Source organism: Pseudomonas psychrophila HA-4, assembly GCF_000282975.1.
GTDB classification, from domain to species: domain Bacteria; phylum Pseudomonadota; class Gammaproteobacteria; order Pseudomonadales; family Pseudomonadaceae; genus Aquipseudomonas; species Aquipseudomonas psychrophila_A.
In genome coordinates this window covers 1-21239 of sequence record NZ_ALJC01000051.1, presented here as the reverse complement: position 1 = coordinate 21239, position 21239 = coordinate 1, and the positions used below count along the sequence as shown (strand labels likewise).

At 56.2% G+C, this 21239-nt stretch carries 25 protein-coding genes; 14 read left to right on the top strand and 11 right to left on the bottom strand.

Annotated elements, in window-relative coordinates; all coding sequences use genetic code 11:
- Positions 1-39: 39 nt before the first annotated feature.
- The 10 genes from B347_RS0106220 to B347_RS0106175 all read right to left on the bottom strand — a co-directional run bounded on the left by B347_RS0106220 (position 40) and on the right by B347_RS0106175 (position 7105).
- Complete coding sequence (locus B347_RS0106220; RefSeq protein ID WP_019408842.1) at positions 40-312, bottom strand: HPr family phosphocarrier protein; 273 nt, start codon at positions 310-312, stop codon at positions 40-42.
- A gap of 16 nt (positions 313-328) precedes the next feature.
- Complete coding sequence (rapZ, locus tag B347_RS0106215) at positions 329-1186, bottom strand: RNase adapter RapZ (RefSeq protein WP_019408841.1); 858 nt, start codon at positions 1184-1186, stop codon at positions 329-331.
- 2 nt (positions 1187-1188) lie between these two features.
- Positions 1189-1653 (bottom strand): PTS IIA-like nitrogen regulatory protein PtsN, encoded by a 465-nt coding sequence (ptsN, locus tag B347_RS0106210; RefSeq protein WP_019408840.1) that lies wholly within the window; start codon positions 1651-1653, stop codon positions 1189-1191.
- A gap of 12 nt (positions 1654-1665) precedes the next feature.
- Positions 1666-1974 carry a ribosome hibernation-promoting factor, HPF/YfiA family gene (hpf, locus tag B347_RS0106205; protein ID WP_019408839.1) on the bottom strand — a complete coding sequence of 103 codons (309 nt, stop codon included), beginning with the start codon at positions 1972-1974 and terminating at the stop codon, positions 1666-1668.
- A gap of 76 nt (positions 1975-2050) precedes the next feature.
- A complete protein-coding gene (locus B347_RS0106200) occupies positions 2051-3544 on the bottom strand; it encodes an RNA polymerase factor sigma-54 (protein WP_026014015.1) in 1494 nt (497 codons plus the stop codon).
- A 224-nt stretch (positions 3545-3768) separates the two neighbouring features.
- Entirely contained in the window at positions 3769-4494 is a 726-nt protein-coding gene (gene lptB, locus B347_RS0106195; protein ID WP_019408837.1) for an LPS export ABC transporter ATP-binding protein, read from the bottom strand.
- Positions 4494-5039, bottom strand: coding sequence for a lipopolysaccharide transport periplasmic protein LptA (gene lptA / locus B347_RS0106190; RefSeq protein WP_019408836.1), 546 nt, complete (start codon positions 5037-5039; stop codon positions 4494-4496). The genes lptB and lptA overlap by 1 nt, the downstream gene beginning before the upstream one ends.
- The gene (gene lptC, locus B347_RS0106185; protein WP_019408835.1) at positions 5026-5598 is read right to left on the bottom strand and encodes an LPS export ABC transporter periplasmic protein LptC; all 573 of its coding nucleotides are present in this window, start codon (positions 5596-5598) and stop codon (positions 5026-5028) included. The genes lptA and lptC overlap by 14 nt, the downstream gene beginning before the upstream one ends.
- Before the next feature lie 8 nt (positions 5599-5606).
- Entirely contained in the window at positions 5607-6131 is a 525-nt protein-coding gene (locus tag B347_RS0106180) for a KdsC family phosphatase (RefSeq protein WP_019408834.1), read from the bottom strand.
- Complete coding sequence (locus B347_RS0106175) at positions 6131-7105, bottom strand: KpsF/GutQ family sugar-phosphate isomerase (protein ID WP_019408833.1); 975 nt, start codon at positions 7103-7105, stop codon at positions 6131-6133. Before B347_RS0106175 ends, B347_RS0106180 begins: the two co-directional genes overlap by 1 nt.
- Positions 7106-7398: 293 nt before the next feature.
- Between B347_RS0106175 and B347_RS0106170 the strand changes: the two genes are divergently transcribed.
- From B347_RS0106170 to hisC, 10 genes are all read left to right on the top strand, one after another.
- Positions 7399-8208: an ATP-binding cassette domain-containing protein gene (locus tag B347_RS0106170; protein ID WP_019408832.1), complete on the top strand. Its 810-nt coding sequence runs from the start codon at positions 7399-7401 to the stop codon at positions 8206-8208.
- Complete coding sequence (gene mlaE, locus B347_RS0106165; RefSeq protein WP_019408831.1) at positions 8208-9005, top strand: lipid asymmetry maintenance ABC transporter permease subunit MlaE; 798 nt, start codon at positions 8208-8210, stop codon at positions 9003-9005. Before B347_RS0106170 ends, mlaE begins: the two co-directional genes overlap by 1 nt.
- On the top strand, positions 9005-9472 hold the full coding sequence (gene mlaD, locus B347_RS0106160; RefSeq protein ID WP_019408830.1) for an outer membrane lipid asymmetry maintenance protein MlaD: 468 nt from the start codon (positions 9005-9007) through the stop codon (positions 9470-9472). The genes mlaE and mlaD overlap by 1 nt, the downstream gene beginning before the upstream one ends.
- An 11-nt stretch (positions 9473-9483) precedes the next feature.
- Entirely contained in the window at positions 9484-10143 is a 660-nt protein-coding gene (locus B347_RS0106155; protein WP_019408829.1) for an MlaC/ttg2D family ABC transporter substrate-binding protein, read from the top strand.
- Positions 10140-10445, top strand: a complete 306-nt coding sequence (locus B347_RS0106150; RefSeq protein ID WP_019408828.1) for an STAS domain-containing protein — start codon at positions 10140-10142, stop codon at positions 10443-10445. The genes B347_RS0106155 and B347_RS0106150 overlap by 4 nt, the downstream gene beginning before the upstream one ends.
- Positions 10446-10559: 114 nt before the next feature.
- The gene (locus tag B347_RS0106145) at positions 10560-10799 is read left to right on the top strand and encodes a BolA family protein (RefSeq protein ID WP_019408827.1); all 240 of its coding nucleotides are present in this window, start codon (positions 10560-10562) and stop codon (positions 10797-10799) included.
- Positions 10800-10830: 31 nt separating this feature from the next.
- Positions 10831-12096: a UDP-N-acetylglucosamine 1-carboxyvinyltransferase gene (gene murA, locus B347_RS0106140; protein ID WP_019408826.1), complete on the top strand. Its 1266-nt coding sequence runs from the start codon at positions 10831-10833 to the stop codon at positions 12094-12096.
- A 182-nt stretch (positions 12097-12278) separates the two neighbouring features.
- The gene (hisG, locus tag B347_RS0106135) at positions 12279-12914 is read left to right on the top strand and encodes an ATP phosphoribosyltransferase (RefSeq protein WP_019408825.1); all 636 of its coding nucleotides are present in this window, start codon (positions 12279-12281) and stop codon (positions 12912-12914) included.
- Between the two features lie 161 nt (positions 12915-13075).
- A complete protein-coding gene (hisD, locus tag B347_RS0106130; RefSeq protein WP_019408824.1) occupies positions 13076-14404 on the top strand; it encodes a histidinol dehydrogenase in 1329 nt (442 codons plus the stop codon).
- A 2-nt stretch (positions 14405-14406) separates the two neighbouring features.
- Positions 14407-15459, top strand: coding sequence for a histidinol-phosphate transaminase (hisC, locus tag B347_RS0106125; protein ID WP_019408823.1), 1053 nt, complete (start codon positions 14407-14409; stop codon positions 15457-15459).
- Between the two features lie 88 nt (positions 15460-15547).
- On the opposite strand, the gene algW is transcribed toward hisC, so the two are convergent.
- Positions 15548-16705, bottom strand: coding sequence for a Do family serine endopeptidase AlgW (gene algW / locus B347_RS0106120; RefSeq protein ID WP_019408822.1), 1158 nt, complete (start codon positions 16703-16705; stop codon positions 15548-15550).
- 102 nt (positions 16706-16807) lie between these two features.
- On the opposite strand from algW, the gene B347_RS0106115 reads away from it, so the two are divergent.
- The 4 genes from B347_RS0106115 (at position 16808) to cysN (ending at position 21113) form a co-directional block, all read left to right on the top strand.
- The gene (locus tag B347_RS0106115) at positions 16808-17566 is read left to right on the top strand and encodes a Nif3-like dinuclear metal center hexameric protein (RefSeq protein ID WP_019408821.1); all 759 of its coding nucleotides are present in this window, start codon (positions 16808-16810) and stop codon (positions 17564-17566) included.
- A 231-nt stretch (positions 17567-17797) separates the two neighbouring features.
- On the top strand, positions 17798-18715 hold the full coding sequence (gene cysD / locus B347_RS0106110) for a sulfate adenylyltransferase subunit CysD (RefSeq protein WP_019408820.1): 918 nt from the start codon (positions 17798-17800) through the stop codon (positions 18713-18715).
- A gap of 104 nt (positions 18716-18819) precedes the next feature.
- On the top strand, positions 18820-19161 hold the full coding sequence (locus B347_RS0106105; RefSeq protein WP_019408819.1) for a four helix bundle protein: 342 nt from the start codon (positions 18820-18822) through the stop codon (positions 19159-19161).
- Positions 19162-19214: 53 nt separating this feature from the next.
- Positions 19215-21113: a sulfate adenylyltransferase subunit CysN gene (gene cysN / locus B347_RS0106100; RefSeq protein WP_019408818.1), complete on the top strand. Its 1899-nt coding sequence runs from the start codon at positions 19215-19217 to the stop codon at positions 21111-21113.
- Positions 21114-21239 lie beyond the last annotated feature (126 nt).

Genomic DNA, 21239 nt, shown 5'->3' with positions numbered 1-21239 from the left:
CGAGGCAAGCTCGCTCCTACCGTTACGCCGGGCTGCTCTTCACTCACCCTCATCGAAGTAGTTGTTGATGAGCTTGGCCAGTGCATCCAGTGCTTCCTGTTCTTGCTCGCCTTCGGTCTTCAAATGGATTTTAGTGCCCTTGCCAGCGGCGAGCATCATCATCGCCATGATGCTCTTGCCGTCGACCATTGACTCGGGTGTACGACCTGCCCTTATCTGACAAGGGAATTGGCCTGCGATACCGACGAACTTTGCAGATGCCCGAGCGTGCAAACCCAGTTTGTTGATGATTTCGATTTCCAGAGCAGGCATCGCGGGGTTGATCCTTTCAAGTAAGGTCGCGGTGGCGAACCTGGACGTTCTTCAGAGTTTCTTGCAGGCATTTGCCTAAGCGTTCTGTCAGGTACACCGAGCGGTGATGGCCACCCGTGCAGCCAATGCCGATGGTGACGTACGCGCGGTTGCTGGCAGCAAAGCGGGGTAGCCATTTAAGCAGGTAGCTGGAGATGTCCTGGAACATCTCTTCGACATCCGGCTGTGCGGCCAGATAGTCAGCGACCGGTTGATCCAGCCCGGATTGCTCGCGCAACTCAGGCTTCCAATACGGATTGGGCAGGCAGCGCACATCAAACACGAGGTCGGCATCCACCGGCATCCCGCGCTTAAAACCAAACGACTCAACCAGAAAGGCAGTGCCAGGTTCAGGCTTGTTCAGCAGACGCAACTTAATGGTATCGCGCAACTGATACAGGTTCAGGTTGGTGGTGTTGATGGTCAGGTCGGCCAGGTCGGCAATCGGCCCGAGCAACTGTGTTTCGTCGCGTATCGCTTCGGCTAGCGAGCGACTTGCACTGCTCAAAGGGTGACGCCGACGGGTTTCCGAGAAGCGCTTGAGCAGGGTTTCTTCGTCGGCATCTAGGTACAGGACATCGCACTGGACGTGACGATTTCGCACCTCTTCAAGCAATTGTGGAAAGCGTGACAAATGACTAGGTAGGTTACGCGCGTCAATCGAGACAGCAACCAGTGGTTGCGCTAATTCAGTATGAATAAGCGCGCGTTCTGCTAGTTCAGGCAGCAACCCGGCAGGCAGGTTGTCGATGCAGTAAAAACCGTTGTCTTCGAGGACTGCTAGGGCGGTGCTTTTACCGGAGCCGGAGCGTCCGCTGACAATGACTAAGCGCATGATTAATGACCGTTCTGTACGTCCAGAACAACCTGATATAACGCTTCGTTGCTAGATGCTTCGCGCAGTTTTTCGCGCACGTCTTTACGATCGAGCATGCTGGCAATCTGCCGGAGCAGTTCCAGGTGTGCGTCGGTTGCCGCTTCTGGCACCAGCAAAACGAAGAGCAGGTCGACCGGCGCGCCATCGATGGCGTCGAAATCTATGGGAGCATCCAGGTGCAGCAAGGCGCTAACGGGCGACTTGCAACCCTTGAGGCGGCAATGGGGAATGGCGATGCCGTTACCAAAACCGGTGGAACCCAGTTTTTCACGGGCAATCAAGGCTTCAAAAACATCTTGCTGTTCCAGATCAGGCACTTCGCGGCTGATCAGGTTGGCAATTTGCTCGAGCGCTTTCTTTTTACTGCCGCCCGGCGCGTTCACTAAGGAACGGCCGGGGGTCAGGATATTTTCAAGTTGAATCATGGGTAGGGAGTATTAACGACCCGTTGCGCCCTGAAGCAGGCTTTGGGTCTTTTCCTTATGCTTTTTCAGTTGGCGATCAAGCTTGTCGTAGAGGTTATCGATGGCTGTATACATGTTTTCATCAACAGCATTACCGACAACCTCTCCACCGTGAATATTGAGAGTAGCCTCGATTTTCTGTTGAAGTTTTTCAACAGAAAGAATCACCTGCACGTTGGTGATTTTGTCGAAGTGGCGTTCCAGTCGTGCGAATTTTTCATTGATCGAGTCGCGCAGCGCTTGGGTGACTTCCAGATGTTGTCCACTGATGTTGACTTGCATACAGTTTCTCCTTCTGTTGCCATTGCATAAAGTGACAGGCTGAGCAGCCTGTCACTGAAACGCTGTGGCCCGTGGCTTACATTAAACGCTTACGTTCGCTTGAAGGCGCGATCCCGAGGGATTCGCGGTACTTGGCGACGGTGCGACGGGCCACCTGAATACCTTGTGCCTCCAGTAAACCAGCGATCTTGCTGTCACTCAACGGCTTTTTCTGATTTTCAGCAGCGACCAGTTTTTTGATGATGGCGCGGATCGCTGTAGACGAGCATTCACCGCCTTCAGAGGTGCTGACGTGGCTCGAGAAAAAGTACTTCAATTCATAAATACCGCGCGGGGTATGCATGAATTTCTGGGTAGTCACCCGTGAAATGGTCGATTCGTGCATGCCGACTGCTTCTGCGATGTCATGCAGAACCAGCGGTTTCATGGCCTCGTCACCATATTCTAGAAAGCCACGCTGGTGCTCGACGATTTGGGTCGCCACTTTCATCAGTGTTTCATTGCGGCTTTGCAGGCTTTTGATGAACCAGCGGGCTTCTTGCAACTGGTTGCGCATGAAGGTGTTGTCGGCGCTGGTGTCAGCGCGGCGCACGAAACCTGCGTATTGCGGGTTGACCCGCAGGCGCGGCACCGATTCCTGGTTCAACTCCACCAGCCAGCGCTCGTTGTCCTTGCGCACGATGACGTCAGGCACCACGTACTCGGCTTCGCTAGACTCGATTTGTGAGCCAGGGCGAGGGTTCAGGCTTTGTACCAGCTCGATGACCTGGCGCAGCTCGTCTTCTTTGAGCTTCATACGGCGCATCAACTGGCTGTAGTCGCGGGCGCCCAGTAGGTCGATGTAATCGGTCACCAAGCGTTTGGCTTCGTTCAGCCAAGGCGTTTTAGCGGGCAGTTGGCGCAATTGCAGCAGTAGGCACTCGCCCAGATTGCGTGCACCAATACCGGCCGGTTCGAATTGCTGAATGCGGTGTAGAACGGCTTCGATCTCGTCGAGTTCGATGTCCAGTTCTGGATCAAAGGCTTCTAGGATCTCTTCGAGCGTTTCGTCGAGGTAGCCCTGATTGTTGATGCAGTCGATGAGTGTTACGCCAATCAGTCGATCGGTGTCAGACATTGGCGCGAGGTTTAATTGCCACAGCAGATGGCTTTGCAGGCTTTCACCGGCAGAGGTGCGTGTAGTGAAGTCCCACTCGTCATCATCGTTGCTTGGCAGGCTGCTGGCGCTGGTCTGGTAGATGTCTTCCCAGGCTGTGTCGACAGGTAGCTCGTTAGGGATGCGCTCGTTCCATTCGCCTTCTTCTAGGTTATCCACGGTCGGCGCGGATTCTTGGTAAGAGGGTTCCGGAATGTCGTTGCTGGGTTTTTGCTCAATGTTGTCGGCCATGGGATCAGCATTATCGAAGTCGTCGCCATCTTCCTGGCGTTCGAGCATCGGATTGGATTCCAGGGCCTCCTGGATTTCCTGTTGCAGGTCCAGGGTCGACAATTGGAGCAGACGGATGGCTTGTTGCAGCTGAGGTGTCATTGTCAGCTGCTGGCCCATTCTCAGGACTAGCGATGGTTTCATGGCAGGGGCTTAACACCTTATTCGCCGGCGCACATGGCGCCATCCACTACAAGGGCGCGTGAGCGCCAAACATAAGCAAATTATATGCCTGTAACCGGTGCGTTTGCCTAGGGGGCATTTTTAATAAGTTTGTGCTATAGCCGATAACGGCGTGAGTGCGGTCCCTGAAAGACTGAGCAATGCGTACGATTGCTCAATACTCTAGGACCCGCTCCCCTGTGGGTTTAGAGGCGGAACTCGTGACCCAAGTACACTTCTCGCACCAACTCGTTGGCAAGAATCGTTTCAGCATCGCCTTCAGCGATCAGTTGGCCGTCGTTGACGATATAAGCCGTTTCGCAGATATCGAGGGTTTCACGGACATTGTGATCGGTGATCAGCACGCCAATGCCCTTGGCTTTGAGGTGGTGAATGATTTGCTTGATGTCACCCACGGAGATGGGGTCTACGCCTGCAAATGGTTCATCGAGCAGAATGAACTTAGGGTTGGTCGCCAGTGCGCGGGCAATCTCAACCCGACGACGCTCACCACCGGACAAGCTCATGCCGAGGCTGTCGCGAATGTGGTTGATATGGAATTCCTGGAGCAGGCTTTCCAGTTCTTTGCGACGACCGGCCTTGTCGAGCTCTTGGCGCGTTTCGAGAATCGCCATGATGTTATCGGCGACCGACAGTTTGCGAAAAATCGAGGCTTCTTGTGGTAGATAGCCGATACCGGCCCGTGCGCGGCCGTGCATAGGCTGGTGGCTGACGTCCAAGTCGTCGATCAGAACGCGCCCCTGGTCGGCCTGAACCAGGCCAACGATCATGTAGAAACAGGTCGTTTTACCCGCGCCGTTTGGGCCGAGCAAGCCAACGATTTGTCCGCTATCGATTGACAGGCTCACGTCACGTACCACTTGGCGGCTCTTGTAGCTTTTAGCCAAGTGCTGGGCTTTCAGAGTTGCCATTACTGGGCCTTCTGCTGGTCGGTTTTCTTCTTCGGCTGAATCACCATATCAATGCGTGGGCGAGGCGTGGTGACATTGGTGCCATTGGCACGACCAGCATTGGCAACTTGTTTCACGGTGTCGTAGACGATCTTCTCGCCTTCGGTTGTGTTGCCGTCATTGATGACTTTGGCCTTGTCGATCAGCACGATGCGGTTTTGCGGCGCATGGTATTGAATTGTCACGGCATACGCTTGAACCGGTTTAGGGTCAGTGGCTTTTTGCAGTTGCTCGAAGTAAGCCAGGTTGCCTACCGATGTCACCACGTCAATTTCGCCCGCTGCATCGCGGGTAATGGTGACGGTGTTGCCGGTAATTTTCATTGAGCCCTGGGTGATGATGACATCGCCCTTGTAGGTCGCGACGCCTTGCTTGTCATCAAGCTGGGCTTCGTTGGCCTGAATACGGATAGGCTGTTCATTATCATTCGGCAGAGCCCAGGCGCTCACGCTTCCCAGTGCTGCGCTCAAGCTGAGCAATAAAGGGAGGGTTTTAACGAGACTCATACTGTCCTCTTACGTTGGACAGCAGGTCCATCCTGCCGTCTTTCAAATATGCTTTCATGCCCTTGCCAGTCGTCACACCACCAGCGCCGTCGATTCTAACGTCTCGATCAGTCTGCGCATATTGCTTCTGCGGGAATACAGTCATGCGGGTACTGGTAATAATCGTAGTGCGGTTTTTTTCGTCCGTGCGGGCAACGCGCACGGAATCGATTAGTTCGACCTGGCTGCCGTCCGGATTGACTTCGCCGCGCTCGCTTTGCACGTGCCAAGGGTAGGGTGTGCCGCGATACATTTGCAGGTCTGGCTTGGTCAGTAATGTGACTTCAGAAGCCTTCAAATGTTCGACCTTGTCTGATGTCATTTCGTATTGCAGCTTGCCGTCCGGCAGGTACTGCAGGCTATGCGCATTGGTTGCGTAATAGTCGATAGCGGTTTCGTCGACGGCCGCTGCCGGCTGGTCGAGAAAACGCTCCGGGCTAATATTCCAGTAGCCCACTGCCGCGAAAATCGCGGCAATGACAGTGAATAGCAGCGTGTTACGAATTTTTTTACTAAGCATGGAAAGCTCTATAAGTAGGCGGCGTGTGCTGCATCCAGGCGGCCTTGGGCGCGCAGGATGAGCTCGCAAAACTCGCGGGCAGCACCTTCTCCGCCGCGTGCTTGGGTGACACCGTGGGCGTGCTCGCGAACAAAACTGGCAGCATTGGCAACCGCCATGCCCAAGCCGACCCGGCGAATAACCGGCAAGTCGGGCAGGTCATCGCCCAAATAGGCCACCTGCTCATAGCTTAGGCCGAGTTGGCCGAGAAGTTCGTCCAATACCACCAATTTATCTTCGCGGCCCTGATAAAGATGCGGGATGCCTAGGTTTTGTGCGCGGCGTTCGACCACAGGCGTCTTGCGACCACTGATGATTGCTGTTTGCACGCCCGCGGCCATGAGCATCTTGATGCCTTGGCCGTCGAGGGTGTTAAACGTCTTAAATTCGCTGCCGTCTTCGAGAAAATACAGACGGCCGTCGGTTAGAACGCCATCGACGTCGAAAATCGCGAGTTTGATGTCTTTGCCGCGTTTAAGCAGTTCGCTGGTCATTACATTACTCCTGCGCGCAACAAGTCGTGCATGTTCAAGGCGCCAACTGGGCGGTTTTCTTTGTCGACAACCACCAGCGCACTGATTTTGTGGTCCTCCATGATTTTCAAGGCTTCAGCCGCGAGCATCTCGGCCCGGGCCGTTTTGCCATGCGGTGTCATGACTGAATCAATGGTTGCATTGCGGATGTCAATTTCACGGTCCAAGGTGCGACGCAGGTCTCCGTCGGTAAAAATCCCGGCGAGTTGACCGTCTTCTTCTACGATGACCGTCATGCCCAAGCTTTTGTGGGTCATTTCCATCAAGGCTTCTTTAAGCGAAGTGCCGCGGACTACTTTCGGCAATTCATCGCCCGAATGCATGACGTTCTCGACCTTCAGCAGCAAGCGGCGGCCCAAGGCGCCGCCAGGGTGCGAGAAGGCAAAGTCTTCAGCAGTAAAGCCGCGAGCGTCCAGCAGCGCCACGGCCAGGGCATCGCCCATGACCAGAGCAGCCGTGGTGGAGGATGTCGGTGCAAGGTTCAGCGGGCAGGCCTCGTGGTCGACATGAACATTGAGGTTCACTTCGGCAGCCTTTGCCAGCGTCGAGTTCGGGTTGCCGGTCACGCTGATCAGTTTAATACCCAGGCGCTTGATCAATGGCAGCAGGGTTACGATTTCAGCTGTTGTCCCGGAGTTGGACAGGGCGAGGATGATGTCCTCGCGAGTAATCATGCCCATGTCGCCATGGCTGGCTTCAGCGGGATGAACAAAAAAGGCCGTGGTGCCGGTGCTGGCCAGGGTGGCGGCAATCTTGCTGCCTACATGCCCCGATTTGCCCATGCCGACCACGACTACTCGGCCCTTGCTTGCCAGAATCATCTCGCAAGCGCGTACAAAATCAGCGTCGATATGGGTCAGCAAACCTTCTACGGCTTCCAGTTCGAGGCGGATGGTGCGTTGGGCAGATTGAATCAAGTCGCTGGATTGGCTCATGTTTAAGGTCGGGTAGCCTGAGAAAAGGCAGCGATTATAGCGGTTATGCACAATTCCCTCACGCTTGATCGTCGTGCTTTGTTGCTTCAGGTAACAAGGTACTGTTGGACTTATGGATAAATCGAATTTATTTAACTGTCAGTAGCCTTAGAGGGCACTCCATCGGCCTTGGGCGGTCCGTATCAGCAGTGGTATAGTTCGCCGCCAGTTCGGCCCGCTCAGGGAACGCGTGCTTCCTAACCAGAAGCTTGGTGTCCGGGTGAGAGGCAGAAGCTGCATCGCAAGGAGTTTAGATGAGCGCCGATAACGCCTACGCGGTCGAGCTGAAGGGGGTTTCCTTCAAGCGCGGTACGCGCAGCATCTTCAATAATGTCGATATTCGAATTCCGCGTGGCAAAGTCACGGGGATCATGGGTCCGTCCGGCTGCGGCAAGACTACCCTTCTGCGCTTGATGGGAATGCAACTGCGTCCCAGCAACGGCGAAGTGTGGGTCAACGGCCAGAATCTGCCGACCTTGTCGCGCAGTGATCTGTTCGATGCTCGCAAGCACATGGGTGTGTTGTTTCAGAGCGGAGCGTTGTTCACCGACCTGGACGTGTTCGAAAACGTAGCGTTCCCGCTGCGCGTCCACACTCAACTGCCCGAAGAGATGATTCGTGACATCGTTCTGCTTAAATTGCAGGCGGTGGGGTTGCGTGGGGCAATCAACCTGATGCCCGACGAGCTGTCGGGGGGCATGAAGCGTCGTGTGGCGTTGGCCCGGGCGATTGCTATGGACCCGCAAATCCTGATGTATGACGAGCCTTTTGTGGGGCAAGACCCCATTGCCATGGGGGTGCTGGTGCGGCTGATCCGCCTGCTCAACGACGCGTTGGGCATCACCAGCATCGTGGTTTCCCACGACTTGGCTGAAACAGCGAGTATTTCCGACTATTTATACGTCGTCGGTGATGGTCAGGTGTTGGGGCAGGGCACGCCAGAAGAACTGATGAATGCCGATAATCCGCGCATACGCCAGTTCATGAACGGCGATCCGGATGGCCCGGTTCCGTTCCATTTTCCGGCGTCAGACTACCGAACCGATCTGTTGGGGAAGCGTTGATGCCCAAAAAATCAATTATTGATCGTGTCGGATTGTTCGGCCGAGCCGGGATCGACATGGTCTCGGTGCTGGGGCGTTCGACGATCTTCCTGTTTCACGCATTGCTGGGGCGTGGCGGCATTGGCGGTGGATTTGGTCTGCTGCTCAAGCAACTGCACTCTGTCGGTGTCATGTCGCTGGTGATCATTGTGGTGTCCGGGGTGTTCATCGGCATGGTGCTGGCGCTGCAAGGCTTCAGTATTTTGTCCAGCTATGGCTCTGAACAGGCCGTTGGACAAATGGTCGCCCTGACTCTGCTGCGGGAACTAGGGCCAGTTGTGACGGCTCTATTGTTTGCTGGTCGCGCCGGGTCTGCATTGACCGCTGAAATCGGCAACATGAAATCGACCGAGCAATTGTCTAGCCTAGAAATGATCGGCGTCGACCCGCTCAAGTACATCATTGCGCCGCGCTTGTGGGCCGGATTCATTTCCCTGCCGCTGCTGGCGATGATTTTCAGTGTGGTCGGGATCTGGGGCGGTTCGTGGGTCGCGGTAGATTGGCTAGGCGTCTACGACGGTTCTTACTGGGCCAATATGCAAAACAGCGTGACCTTCAGTGGTGACGTCATTAACGGGATCATCAAAAGCATCGTCTTCGCTTTTGTGGTGACCTGGATTGCTGTGTTTCAAGGTTATGACTGTGAGCCCACATCAGAGGGGATCAGCCGTGCCACTACCAAGACCGTGGTGTATGCCTCCCTGGCAGTCCTCGGGCTGGACTTTATTTTGACCGCCTTGATGTTTGGAGATTTCTGATGCAAAACCGCACCATGGAAATCGGTGTCGGCCTGTTCCTGCTGGCTGGCATCCTGGCTTTACTGTTACTTGCCCTGCGAGTCAGTGGGCTGTCGCCGACGGCCAGTACAGACACCTACAAGCTATATGCCTACTTTGACAACATTGCCGGTCTGACGGTGCGTGCCAAAGTCACAATGGCGGGCGTAACCATAGGCAAGGTCACTGCGATTGATCTGGACCGTGACAACTTCACGGCCCGTGTCACCCTGCAACTGGAAAAGAAAGTGGATAACCTGCCGACCGATTCGACAGCGTCTATTCTCACAGCTGGCCTGTTGGGCGAGAAGTACATCGGAATTAGCGTGGGCGGTGAAGACGCTGTGCTCAAGGATGGTGGCACCATTCACGACACTCAGTCGTCGCTGGTCCTCGAAGACCTGATCGGCAAGTTCCTGATGAATACCGTTAGCAAAGAAGCCAAATAAGGAGCTTTTAGATGATTTCTCTCTTGCGCCGTGGCCTGCTGATCATGTTGGCGGCAGCGATGCCCCTGATGGCAAGCGCTGCACCGGGGCAGTCTGCCCATGACATCGTTTCCGATACCACGACTCGACTGCTGGCTGATCTGGCTGCTAACAAAGAGCAGTACAAGACAGACCCAACCAAGTTCTACGATGCCCTGAACGACATTGTTGGGCCTGTGGTGGATGCTGACGGTATTTCCAAAAGCATCATGACCGTCAAGTACTCGCGCAACGCCTCGCCTGCGCAGATGGCGCGATTCGAGGAAAACTTCAAGCGCAGCCTAATTCAGTTCTATGGCAATGCCTTACTTGAGTACAAGAACAAAGGCATCGTAGTGAAGCCTGCCAAGGATGAAAGTGGTGAGCGCACGAGTGTCGATATGACCGTGACGGGTGAAAATGGCGCCATTTACCCTATCTCCTACACCTTAGTGAAGATTAATGGTGAGTGGAAAGTCCGTAACGTGATTCTCAATGGCATTAATATTGGCAAGCTTTTCCGTGATCAATTCGCCGATGCCATGCAGCGCAATGGCAACAACCTGGATAAAACCATTGACGGTTGGGCTGGCGAAGTCGCCAAGGCCAAAGAAACAACCGACAAAGCTGCTCCTAAGGCCGCTGAGCAATGACTGACGCGGCCGTAACCCTGGCTGGCGAAAGCGAGTTGCGCCTCAGCGGCGTGCTCGACTATCAGACTGGCCCTCGCTTGCGCAAGGAAGGCCAGGCCCTGATCAAAAAGGCCTTGGCCAAAGCCCTGGTGGTGGATTGCTCGGCAGTCACCAAATCCAGCAGTGTCGGTTTGTCATTGTTGCTGTGTTACATCCGTGACGCACAAGCCCTGAACAAGCCAATGAGCATTACCGGTTTGCCCGACGACATGCGCGAAATCGCTCAGGTTTCGGGTCTGACCGAGTTGCTGGCACATCATTAATAGCCATTTATAGAAAAGCCCCCCGTCAGAGTCCTGTTATGCGGGGTTCGCAGGCGCGGGGCTTTTTTGTATGATGGCCGACCAGCGCGCGTTTGGCGCCGATTGAGGTTGAGCATGCAGGCCGTAGAAGTGAAGAGCTTTCTTGAGGGAAAGCTGCCTGGAACCCAGGTAGAAGTTGAGGGCGAAGGCTGCAACTTTCAGCTGAACGTGATTAGTGACGAACTGGTGGCTCTGAGCCCGGTCAAGCGTCAACAAAGCATTTATGCCCATTTGAACCCCTGGATCGCTGATGGCAGCATCCATGCGGTCACTATGAAATTCTTCAGCAGCGCGGCCTGGGCCGAGCGCGCCTGAGCCCCCTGAGCCAATAGGCGTCGAGATTGTTATGGATAAATTGATTATTACCGGCGGTGTTCGTCTTGATGGCGAAATCCGTATTTCCGGGGCGAAGAACTCCGCTCTGCCGATTCTGGCAGCTACCTTGCTGTGCGATGGCGCGGTGACTGTGGCTAACCTGCCGCACCTGCATGACATCACCACCATGATCGAGTTGTTCGGTCGCATGGGCATTGAGCCGGTGATTGATGAAAAGCTAAGCGTTGAAATCGACCCGCGCACCATCAAAACCCTGATCGCTCCGTACGAACTGGTTAAAACCATGCGTGCTTCGATCTTGGTGTTGGGCCCGATGGTTGCTCGTTTTGGTTACGCCGAAGTGGCGTTGCCAGGCGGTTGCGCCATTGGTTCGCGTCCAGTCGACCTGCACATCCGTGGCCTTGAAGCCATGGGCGCAGTGATTGACGTTGAAGGCGGTTACATCAAGGCCAAGGCGCCAGAAGGCGGCTTGCGCGGTGCGAACTTCTTCTTTGACACCGTCAGCGTAACCGGCACTGAAAACATCATGATGGCCGCAGCACTGGCCAAAGGCCGCAGCGTGCTGCAAAACGCCGCCCGTGAACCTGAAGTCGTCGACCTGGCCAACTTCCTGAACGCCATGGGCGCCAACGTCAGCGGCGCGGGCAGCGACACCATCACCATTGACGGTGTTGAGCGCCTGCACCCTGCGGTCTACCGCGTGATGCCAGACCGTATCGAAACCGGCACCTACCTGGTTGCTGCCGCTGTGACTGGCGGACGCGTGAAGGTCAAGGACACCGATCCGACCATTCTTGAAGCCGTGCTTGAGAAACTCAAGGAATCGGGCGCCGAGATCACCACCGGTGAAGACTGGATCGAGCTGAACATGCACGGCAAGCGTCCTAAAGCGGTGAACGTGCGTACGGCTCCGTACCCGGCGTTCCCGACGGACATGCAAGCCCAGTTCATCTCGCTCAATGCTATTGCCGAAGGCACTGGCGCGGTCATCGAGACCATCTTCGAAAACCGCTTCATGCACGTGTACGAACTGCACCGCATGGGCGCCAAGATCCAGGTCGAAGGCAACACTGCCATCGTCACCGGTACTGAAACGCTGAAGGGCGCGCCAGTCATGGCCACCGACCTGCGTGCTTCGGCCAGCCTGGTTATCTCGGCACTGGTTGCCGAAGGCGACACCTTGATCGACCGCATCTACCACATAGACCGTGGTTACGAGTGCATCGAAGAAAAACTGCAAATGCTGGGTGCCAAAATCCGCCGCGTTCCGGGCTAGTTTTTGCTGTCTGGCATCATGGGCACACGGATAGTGTCCAGCCGCCAGGTGACGTAGGCGCTCGCAAGCGTTACTTTACCTGGCCTCGAATCGTTCAAGTCGAGCCTGATTATCAGGCTCGATGCATGTCCGGCGCCGATTGTGTCCGGGCATAAGTACCCTGATAAGGACTTACGTTTCCCATGTTGACCATTGCACTGTCCAAGGGCCGTATCCTTGACGACACCCTGCCGCTTCTGGCTGAAGCGGGCATTGTGCCGACCGAGAATCCGGACAAAAGCCGCAAGCTGATCATTCCGACCTCACAACCCGACGTACGTCTGTTGATCGTACGCGCCACCGACGTGCCGACTTACGTTGAACATGGCGCGGCAGACCTGGGTGTTGCGGGTAAAGACGTACTGATGGAATACGGCGGCCAGGGCCTTTATGAGCCCCTGGATCTTCAGATTGCCCAGTGCAAGCTGATGACTGCCGGTGCCATCGGTGCCGTTGAACCTAAAGGCCGCCTGCGTGTTGCCACCAAGTTCGTCAACATTGCCAAGCGTTACTACGCCGAACAAGGCCGTCAGGTCGACATCATCAAGCTGTACGGCTCTATGGAGCTGGCTCCGCTGATTGGTCTGGCCGACAAGATCATCGACGTGGTCGATACGGGCAACACCTTACGTGCCAATGGTCTGGAACCTCAGGACTTCATTGCCGCCGTCAGTTCCCGTCTGGTGGTTAACAAAGCTTCGATGAAAATGCAGCACGCCCGCATTCAAGCCCTGATCGACACCCTGCGCAAAGCAGTGGAATCTCGACACCGCGGCTGACACACCCGCGCGACAAGGGGCTGATCCCTGACGTCGCGCCCATCCATCCGTGTAATCGCCAGAAATCTCAGGTACCCACGCGGATGGCTTGGTAGTCTTGTGGTGCCTGACCTCTCAACCATATAAATTCCAAGCATTCGCCCATTACCGAGGCCCTCGCTATGACCGCTCCCACCGCAATTCGCCGACTCAACGCTGCTGATCCAGACTTCGCGCAGCATCTGGATCATTTGCTGAGCTGGGAAAGTGTGTCAGATGACTCGGTTAACCAGCGCGTGCTCGACATCATCAAGGCGGTGCGTGAGCGCGGCGATGCGGCACTGGTTGAGTTCACCCAGCGCTTTGACGGGCTGAGCGTTAACTCGATGGCGGATCTGATCCTGCCACGCGAGCGACTGGAACTGGCCTTGACCCGCATCACCGAGCCGCAACGTGAAGCGCTCGAAAAAGCCGCCCAACGGGTACGCAGCTACCACGAAAAACAGAAGCAGGACTCTTGGAGCTACACCGAAGCTGACGGCACTGTGCTGGGCCAGAAAGTCACGCCGCTGGACCGCGCCGGTTTGTATGTTCCAGGCGGCAAAGCCTCGTACCCGTCTTCGGTTCTCATGAACGCGATTCCGGCCAAAGTGGCAGGGGTTGCCGAAGTGGTCATGGTCGTGCCGACCCCGCGTGGCGAAATTAACGAGTTGGTGCTGGCGGCCGCCTGTATCGCCGGCGTTGACCGGGTGTTCACCATCGGCGGTGCCCAAGCCGTTGCTGCGTTGGCCTACGGCACCGAAAGCGTGCCGAAGGTCGACAAAGTGGTCGGCCCTGGCAATATCTACGTGGCAACCGCCAAGCGTCACGTATTTGGCCAAGTGGGTATCGACATGATCGCCGGCCCTTCGGAAATCCTCGTGGTGTGCGATGGCCAGACCGATCCAGACTGGATCGCCATGGACCTGTTCTCCCAAGCCGAGCACGACGAAGACGCGCAAGCCATTCTGGTCAGCCCGGACGCCGAGTTTCTCGACAAAGTCGCCGCCAGCATCGCCAAGCTGCTGCCGACCATGGAACGTGCTGACATCATCAACACCTCGATCAATGGTCGCGGTGCGTTGATTCTGGTCAATGACATGCAGCAAGCCATCGACGTTGCGAACCGTATTGCCCCGGAACACTTGGAGCTGTCGGTGGCCGACCCACAGGCGTGGTTGCCGCAGATCCGTCACGCCGGTGCGATCTTCATGGGGCGTCACACGTCTGAAGCCTTGGGTGATTACTGCGCAGGCCCTAACCACGTATTGCCGACGTCCGGCACGGCGCGTTTCTCCTCGCCGCTGGGCGTGTATGACTTCCAGAAGCGTTCATCGATCATCTTTTGCTCGGAGCAGGGTGCTTCTGACCTGGGCAAGACGGCCTCGATTCTGGCCCGTGGCGAATCACTGACCGGCCACGCTCGCAGCGCTGAATACCGGATCATCGCCGACACCGAACAGGGGCAATAAGCATGAGTAAATTCTGGAGTTCGTTCGTTAAAGAACTGGTGCCTTACGTGCCGGGCGAGCAGCCAAAACTGACTAAACTGGTCAAGCTCAACACCAACGAAAACCCGTATGGACCATCGCCAAAGGCGCTGGACGCGATGCGGGCAGAGATCAACGACAACCTGCGTCTGTACCCGGACCCAAACAGCGATCTGCTCAAGCAGGCGGTGGCCGAGTACTACGGCGTTCAGCCCCGTCAGGTGTTCCTCGGCAACGGCTCTGACGAAGTGCTGGCCCACATCTTCAACGGCTTGTTGCAGCACGACAAACCACTGCTGTTCCCGGACATCAGCTACAGCTTCTACCCCGTGTACTGCGGTTTGTACGGCATTGAATTTGACGCCGTGCCGCTGGATGAGCAGTTTCAGATCCAGCCAGCGGACTATGCCAAGCCAAACGGCGGCATCATCTTCCCCAACCCCAACGCGCCGACCGGCCGTTTGCTGGCGCTGGACGCTGTTGAGCAGATCCTCAAAGCCAGTCCTGATTCGGTAGTTGTGGTGGATGAAGCCTACATCGACTTTGGCGGCGAGACGGCCATCAGCCTGGTGGACCGCTATCCGAACTTGCTGGTGACCCAGACCCTGTCCAAATCGCGCTCGCTGGCGGGTTTGCGCGTGGGCCTGGCGGTGGGTCATCCTGATTTGATCGAAGCGCTGGAGCGGATCAAAAACAGCTTCAACTCCTACCCGCTGGACCGTGTAGCGATTGCAGGGGCAGCGGCAGCGTTTGCCGACCGCGAGTACTTCGAGCACACCTGTAAGGCCGTGATCGACAGTCGCGAGCACCTGGTGGGTCAATTAAACGCGTTGGGTTTTGACGTGTTGCCGTCGGCGGCGAACTTTATCTTCGCGCGTCACCCGGAACACGATGCGGCAGCACTGGCGGCCAAATTGCGTGAGCAGGGCGTGATCGTGCGTCACTTTAAGCAACTGCGCATCGCCCAGTTCCTGCGCATCAGCATCGGCACGCCGGAGCAGAACGCGGCGCTGATTGAAGGGTTGGCCGATATCTAGCTGACGACCTGTAGGAGCTGCCGCAGGCTGCGATCTTTTAACAGATCAAAAGATCGCAGCCTGCGGCAGCTCCTACGGGGGTGTGTATTTATTTCTCGGTATGCGCCGGTTGTTCTTGCTGCGGCCGCAGGCCCACTTCGGCGGTGAGCTTGAGCTCTTTGCCATTGCGCAAGACCAGAATCGCCACCTTGTCTGAAGGCTTGATGCGGGCCACCTGGTTCATCGAACGACGACCATCGTTAGCCGGTTCGCCGTCGATGCTCAGGATCACATCACCCAGTTGCATACCGGCTTTTTGCGCCGGGCCGTCACGGAAAATCCCCGCAACAACAATCCCCGGGCGTCCATTCATGCCAAACGACTCGGCCAAGTCTGGCGTCAGCGACTGAACTTCAATCCCTAGCCAGCCACGAATAACCTGGCCGTGCTCGATAATCGACTTCATGACTTCCATCGCCAGATTGATCGGGATGGCAAAGCCGATCCCTTGCGAGCCACCCGACTCGGAGAAGATCGCGGTATTGATACCGGTCAGGTTGCCATTGGCGTCCACCAGCGCGCCGCCCGAATTGCCGGGGTTGATCGCGGCGTCGGTCTGAATAAAGTCTTCGTAGTTGTTCAAGCCCAACTGGTTGCGCCCGGTGGCACTGATGATGCCCATGGTCGTGGTTTGACCGACGCCAAAGGGGTTGCCAATGGCGAGGGCAATGTCGCCAATGCGCAATGTGTCGGAGCGACCGATGGTGATAGCAGGCAAGTTTTTCAGGTCAATCTTGAGAACGGCCAAATCAGTTTCTGGGTCGCTACCGATCACCCGCGCCAATGTTTCGCGACCATCCTTGAGGGCCACTACAATCTGGTCGGCGCCGTTTACCACATGGTTATTGGTCAGCAAGTAGCCTTCCGGGCTCATGATCACGGCCGAACCGAGGCTTGATTCCATACGTTTTTGCTTCGGCGCGTTGTTACCGAAAAACCGCCGGAATTGCGGGTCATCGAACAGCGGGCTGGCATTTTTATTCACCACTTTGGTGGTGTACAGGTTGGCGACAGCGGGCGCCGCCCGCGTCACAGCGTCGGCATACGTGACTGGGCCTTGCTGCACGTAACTGGTTCGCGGTGCTTGTTGCAGATTAACGTCCAGCGACGGCAAGCCAACCCATTGCGGGTAACGTTGAATAATCAGCAAAGCGATAAGCACGCCCGCCAGCAGTGGCCAGCCAAAAAAACGCAAAGCCTTAAACATTGAGCTCAGTCCTGAAGGTTGCAGAGCCATCTTGACGGCCCATAATGGCGGCCATTATACGAGGGCACGAGCACCTCTGAACGCACTATTTAGGAGTCTTTTATGGCTGTCGCCCTGAGCACGCTGGTAGAAGAGGCAAATCGTTACCTGAACTGCGCTGCCATCAGCGATTACTGCCCTAACGGATTGCAAGTTGAAGGTCGGCCGCAAGTGCTGCGCATCGTCAGCGGCGTGACCGCAAGCCAAGCGCTGCTTGATGCCGCGGTTGAAGCTCAGGCCGATTTGGTGCTGGTGCACCATGGCTATTTCTGGAAAGGCGAAGACCCTTGCGTCACCGGCATGAAGCAGCGCCGCCTGAAAACCCTGCTCAAGCACGACATCAGCTTGCTTGCGTATCACCTACCACTCGACGTGCACCCAGACGTGGGCAACAACGTGCAATTGGCGCGGCAGTTGGAAATCACCGTTGAGGGGCCGCTGGACCCGACCAACAGCAAAGTCGTGGGGTTGGTTGGCTCCTTGGCCGAACCAATGACCGCACGTGATTTTGCCCGGCGGGTGCAAGAAGCATTGGGACGCGAGCCCTTGTTGATTGAAGGCAGCGACATGATTCGCCGCGTGGGCTGGTGCACGGGCGGTGGTCAGGGCTACATCGACCAGGCGGTGCTGGCGGGCGTTGACCTGTACCTGAGTGGCGAAGCGTCGGAGCAAACTTTTCACAGCGCACGCGAAAACGACATCAGCTTTATCGCAGCCGGGCATCACGCCACTGAACGCTACGGGGTACAAGCACTGGGCGATTACTTGGCGCGACGTTTTGCGCTGGAACATCTGTTTATCGACTGCCCGAATCCGATTTAACGTTTTGGTAGCCGCTGCCGCAGGCTGCGATAAGGGCCGCAGGACCTTTGCTTTTAACCTGAAAAGAAGGGCTGCTGAGCAACCCAAGGGGGCGGGATGGCCAAACCCGGCGATCTATTCTTAGATCGTTTAGATCTAGTTGGCGCCCTCAATAGAAGAGGGCGCTGTGCTAGCATTCTCCGCTCGAACACGGCCCGCAGGCCGTTCATAAGATAGTTTTCGTGAGTAGCCATGGTCGACAAACTGACGCACCTTAAACAGCTGGAGGCGGAAAGCATCCACATCATCCGCGAGGTGGCCGCCGAGTTCGATAACCCGGTAATGCTGTACTCGATCGGTAAAGATTCCGCCGTGATGCTTCACCTTGCTCGCAAGGCATTTTTCCCTGGCAAGCTGCCGTTTCCGGTGATGCATGTCGACACGCAGTGGAAATTCCAAGAGATGTACAGCTTTCGCGACAAGATGGTCGCTGAGTTGGGCTTGGACTTGATCACTCACGTCAACCCGGACGGCGTGGCCCAAGGGATCAACCCGTTTACCCACGGCAGTGCCAAGCACACCGACATCATGAAAACCGAGGGCCTCAAACAGGCTCTGGACAAGTACGGTTTTGATGCTGCCTTCGGTGGCGCGCGCCGCGACGAAGAGAAGTCCCGCGCCAAAGAGCGTGTGTACTCCTTCCGCGACAGCAAGCACCGCTGGGACCCGAAAAACCAGCGTCCCGAGTTGTGGAATGTCTACAACGGTAACGTCAACAAGGGCGAATCGATCCGCGTATTCCCGCTGTCGAACTGGACCGAACTCGACATCTGGCAGTACATCTACCTCGAAGGCATCCCGATTGTGCCGCTGTACTTCGCCGCTGAGCGTGAAGTCATCGAGAAGAACGGCACCTTGATCATGATCGACGACGATCGGATTCTTGAGCACCTGTCTGACGAAGACAAAGCGCGCATCGTCAAGAAAAAGGTCCGTTTCCGTACGCTTGGCTGCTACCCGCTGACCGGCGCGGTGGAGTCCGAGGCTGAAACCCTGACCGACATCATCCAGGAAATGCTCCTGACGCGAACTTCCGAGCGCCAGGGCCGGGTCATCGATCACGATGGCGCAGGCTCGATGGAAGATAAAAAACGGCAAGGGTATTTCTAAGCTTCAAGTTACAAGCAGCAAGCTGCAAGTTTAGGGCGGTATGCGTAACTTTGCAGTTTGGTGCTTGCAGTCCGTTGCTGCGAGCCTTGATTGGGTTACTCGTTATGGATTTCGAGAAGCTGATTGTTTGGCAGCGAAGCAAATGCTTGGCGGTTGATGTTTACAGAAAGTTTGCACGGTGTGGCGATCTTGGTTTCAAGGATCAGATCACCCGCTCGGCACTTTCTGTACCTTCCAATATTGCGGAGGGTATGGAGCGTTATAGTGACAAAGAAAAAGTTCGTTTTCTTTGGATAGCTAAAGCTTCTTGTGGGGAGTTACGCACCCAAATCATCATCGCTCGTGAAATTGCTTACATCGCAGAACCGCTGGCTGAAAAGTGGATTACAGATACTCGCGAGCTTTCGAAAATGCTTTGCGGCCTGATCAACAAAATTTCTGACTAGCTGTACGCCGACAAGCTTGCCGCTTGAAGCTTACCGCTTGGAGCTTTCATCCAATGAGCCACGTTTCTGATTTGATCAGCGAGGACATCCTCGCCTACCTGGGCCAGCATGAGCGCAAAGAGATGTTGCGCTTTCTGACCTGCGGCAACGTCGATGACGGCAAGAGCACCCTGATCGGGCGCCTGCTGCACGACTCCAAGATGATCTACGAAGACCATCTGGAAGCTATTACCCGTGACTCGAAAAAGAGCGGCACTACCGGCGATGATATTGACCTGGCATTGCTGGTAGACGGCCTGCAAGCCGAGCGCGAGCAGGGCATTACGATTGACGTGGCTTATCGCTACTTCTCGACAGCCAAGCGCAAGTTCATCATTGCCGATACCCCAGGCCACGAGCAGTACACCCGCAACATGGCCACCGGTGCATCCACCTGTGACCTGGCGATTATTTTGGTGGATGCCCGCTACGGCGTGCAGACCCAAACTCGTCGCCACAGCTTTATCGCCTCGTTGCTGGGCATCAAACACATCGTGGTGGCCATCAATAAGATGGACCTCAAGAACTTTGACCAAGGTGTATTCGAGTCGATCAAGGCCGATTACCTGAAGTTCGCCGAGGGCTTGAAAATGAAGCCTTCGAGCCTGCATTTCGTGCCGATGTCTGCCCTTAAAGGCGACAACGTGGTGAACAAGTCCGAGCGCTCGCCGTGGTACACCGGTCAGTCGCTGATGGAAATTCTGGAAACCGTTGAGGTCGCAGCTGACCGTAACCTCACCGATTTGCGCTTTCCTGTGCAGTACGTGAACCGTCCGAACCTGAACTTCCGTGGTTTCGCCGGTACGTTGGCCAGCGGCGTGGTGCACAAGGGTGACGAAATTGTTGTTTTGCCGTCGGGCAAAAGCAGCCGCGTCAAATCCATTGTCACTTTTGAAGGTGAACTGGAGCACGCAGGGCCGGGGCAGGCGGTAACGCTGACCATGGAAGACGAGATCGACATCTCCCGTGGCGACTTGTTGGTGCATGCCGATAACGTTCCGCAGGTGACTGACAGCTTTGAAGCCATGCTGGTGTGGATGGCCGAGGAGCCGATGCTGCCGGGCAAGAAGTACGACATTAAGCGTGCGACCAGCTATGTACCGGGCTCGATTGCCAGCATCGTCAACAAAGTTGACGTGAACACGCTGGAAGAAGGCCCAGCGAGCGCGTTGCAGTTAAACGAGATCGGCAAGGTCAAGGTCAGCCTCGACGCGCCGATTGCGCTGGATGGTTATGAAAGCAACCGCACCACGGGTTCGTTCATCATCATCGATCGTCTGACTAACGGCACTGTCGGTGCGGGCATGATCATTGCGCCGCCGGTGAGCCATGGCAGCGCGACGCATCACGGCGAACTGGCCCACGTCGCCACCGAAGAGCGCGCCCAGCGTTTTGGTCAGCAACCGGCGACGGTGTTGTTCAGTGGTTTGTCGGGCGCGGGTAAGAGCACCTTGGCTTACGCGGTTGAGCGCAAGTTGTTCGACATGGGCCGTGCGGTGTTCGTGTTGGATGGACAGAACCTGCGCCATGACCTGAATAAAGGGCTGCCACAGGATCGCGCTGGCCGTACCGAGAACTGGCGTCGTGCCGCTCATGTAGCGCGTCAGTTCAACGAAGCGGGCTTGCTGACACTGGCAGCCTTCGTGGCCCCGGATGCCGAAGGCCGCGAACAGGCCAAGGCGTTGATCGGTGATGACCGTTTGATCACGGTGTATGTGCAGGCATCGCCAGCCGTGTGCGCCGAGCGTGACCCGCAAGGGTTGTATGCGGCGGGCGGCGACAACATTCCGGGCGAGTCCTTCCCGTATGACGTGCCATTGAATGCAGACCTTGTGGTCGACACTCAGGCGTTGTCGCTGGAAGAAGGCGTCAAGTTGGTGCTGGACCTGTTGCGTCAACGCGGCGCAATTTAACAGGGGCAGCAACAGGCTTTTAGTTTTAAGCGGCAAGTAAAAGCCCGCCATCGATAAATCGGTGGCGGGCTTTTTATTCATTTGAACTGCCCCCCAAAAGTTGGACAGATTAACTAGCGCCCTGCG

Coding starts and splice junctions, on each gene's coding strand:
- cysD (WP_019408820.1), top strand. CDS start 17,798: ATGGTCGACAAACTGACGCACCTTAAACAGCTGGAGGCGGAAAGCATC.
- cysN (WP_019408818.1), top strand. CDS start 19,215: ATGAGCCACGTTTCTGATTTGATCAGCGAGGACATCCTCGCCTACCTG.
- B347_RS0106170 (WP_019408832.1), top strand. CDS start 7,399: ATGAGCGCCGATAACGCCTACGCGGTCGAGCTGAAGGGGGTTTCCTTC.
- B347_RS0106155 (WP_019408829.1), top strand. CDS start 9,484: ATGATTTCTCTCTTGCGCCGTGGCCTGCTGATCATGTTGGCGGCAGCG.
- B347_RS0106220 (WP_019408842.1), bottom strand. CDS start 312: ATGCCTGCTCTGGAAATCGAAATCATCAACAAACTGGGTTTGCACGCT.
- B347_RS0106180 (WP_019408834.1), bottom strand. CDS start 6,131: ATGACCAGCGAACTGCTTAAACGCGGCAAAGACATCAAACTCGCGATT.
- B347_RS0106175 (WP_019408833.1), bottom strand. CDS start 7,105: ATGAGCCAATCCAGCGACTTGATTCAATCTGCCCAACGCACCATCCGC.
- hisG (WP_019408825.1), top strand. CDS start 12,279: ATGTTGACCATTGCACTGTCCAAGGGCCGTATCCTTGACGACACCCTG.
- B347_RS0106115 (WP_019408821.1), top strand. CDS start 16,808: ATGGCTGTCGCCCTGAGCACGCTGGTAGAAGAGGCAAATCGTTACCTG.
- ptsN (WP_019408840.1), bottom strand. CDS start 1,653: ATGATTCAACTTGAAAATATCCTGACCCCCGGCCGTTCCTTAGTGAAC.
- B347_RS0106150 (WP_019408828.1), top strand. CDS start 10,140: ATGACTGACGCGGCCGTAACCCTGGCTGGCGAAAGCGAGTTGCGCCTC.
- mlaD (WP_019408830.1), top strand. CDS start 9,005: ATGCAAAACCGCACCATGGAAATCGGTGTCGGCCTGTTCCTGCTGGCT.
- murA (WP_019408826.1), top strand. CDS start 10,831: ATGGATAAATTGATTATTACCGGCGGTGTTCGTCTTGATGGCGAAATC.
- lptC (WP_019408835.1), bottom strand. CDS start 5,598: ATGCTTAGTAAAAAAATTCGTAACACGCTGCTATTCACTGTCATTGCC.
- B347_RS0106200 (WP_026014015.1), bottom strand. CDS start 3,544: ATGAAACCATCGCTAGTCCTGAGAATGGGCCAGCAGCTGACAATGACA.
- hisD (WP_019408824.1), top strand. CDS start 13,076: ATGACCGCTCCCACCGCAATTCGCCGACTCAACGCTGCTGATCCAGAC.
- B347_RS0106105 (WP_019408819.1), top strand. CDS start 18,820: ATGGATTTCGAGAAGCTGATTGTTTGGCAGCGAAGCAAATGCTTGGCG.
- B347_RS0106145 (WP_019408827.1), top strand. CDS start 10,560: ATGCAGGCCGTAGAAGTGAAGAGCTTTCTTGAGGGAAAGCTGCCTGGA.
- lptB (WP_019408837.1), bottom strand. CDS start 4,494: ATGGCAACTCTGAAAGCCCAGCACTTGGCTAAAAGCTACAAGAGCCGC.
- mlaE (WP_019408831.1), top strand. CDS start 8,208: ATGCCCAAAAAATCAATTATTGATCGTGTCGGATTGTTCGGCCGAGCC.
- hisC (WP_019408823.1), top strand. CDS start 14,407: ATGAGTAAATTCTGGAGTTCGTTCGTTAAAGAACTGGTGCCTTACGTG.
- hpf (WP_019408839.1), bottom strand. CDS start 1,974: ATGCAAGTCAACATCAGTGGACAACATCTGGAAGTCACCCAAGCGCTG.
- rapZ (WP_019408841.1), bottom strand. CDS start 1,186: ATGCGCTTAGTCATTGTCAGCGGACGCTCCGGCTCCGGTAAAAGCACC.
- lptA (WP_019408836.1), bottom strand. CDS start 5,039: ATGAGTCTCGTTAAAACCCTCCCTTTATTGCTCAGCTTGAGCGCAGCA.
- algW (WP_019408822.1), bottom strand. CDS start 16,705: ATGTTTAAGGCTTTGCGTTTTTTTGGCTGGCCACTGCTGGCGGGCGTG.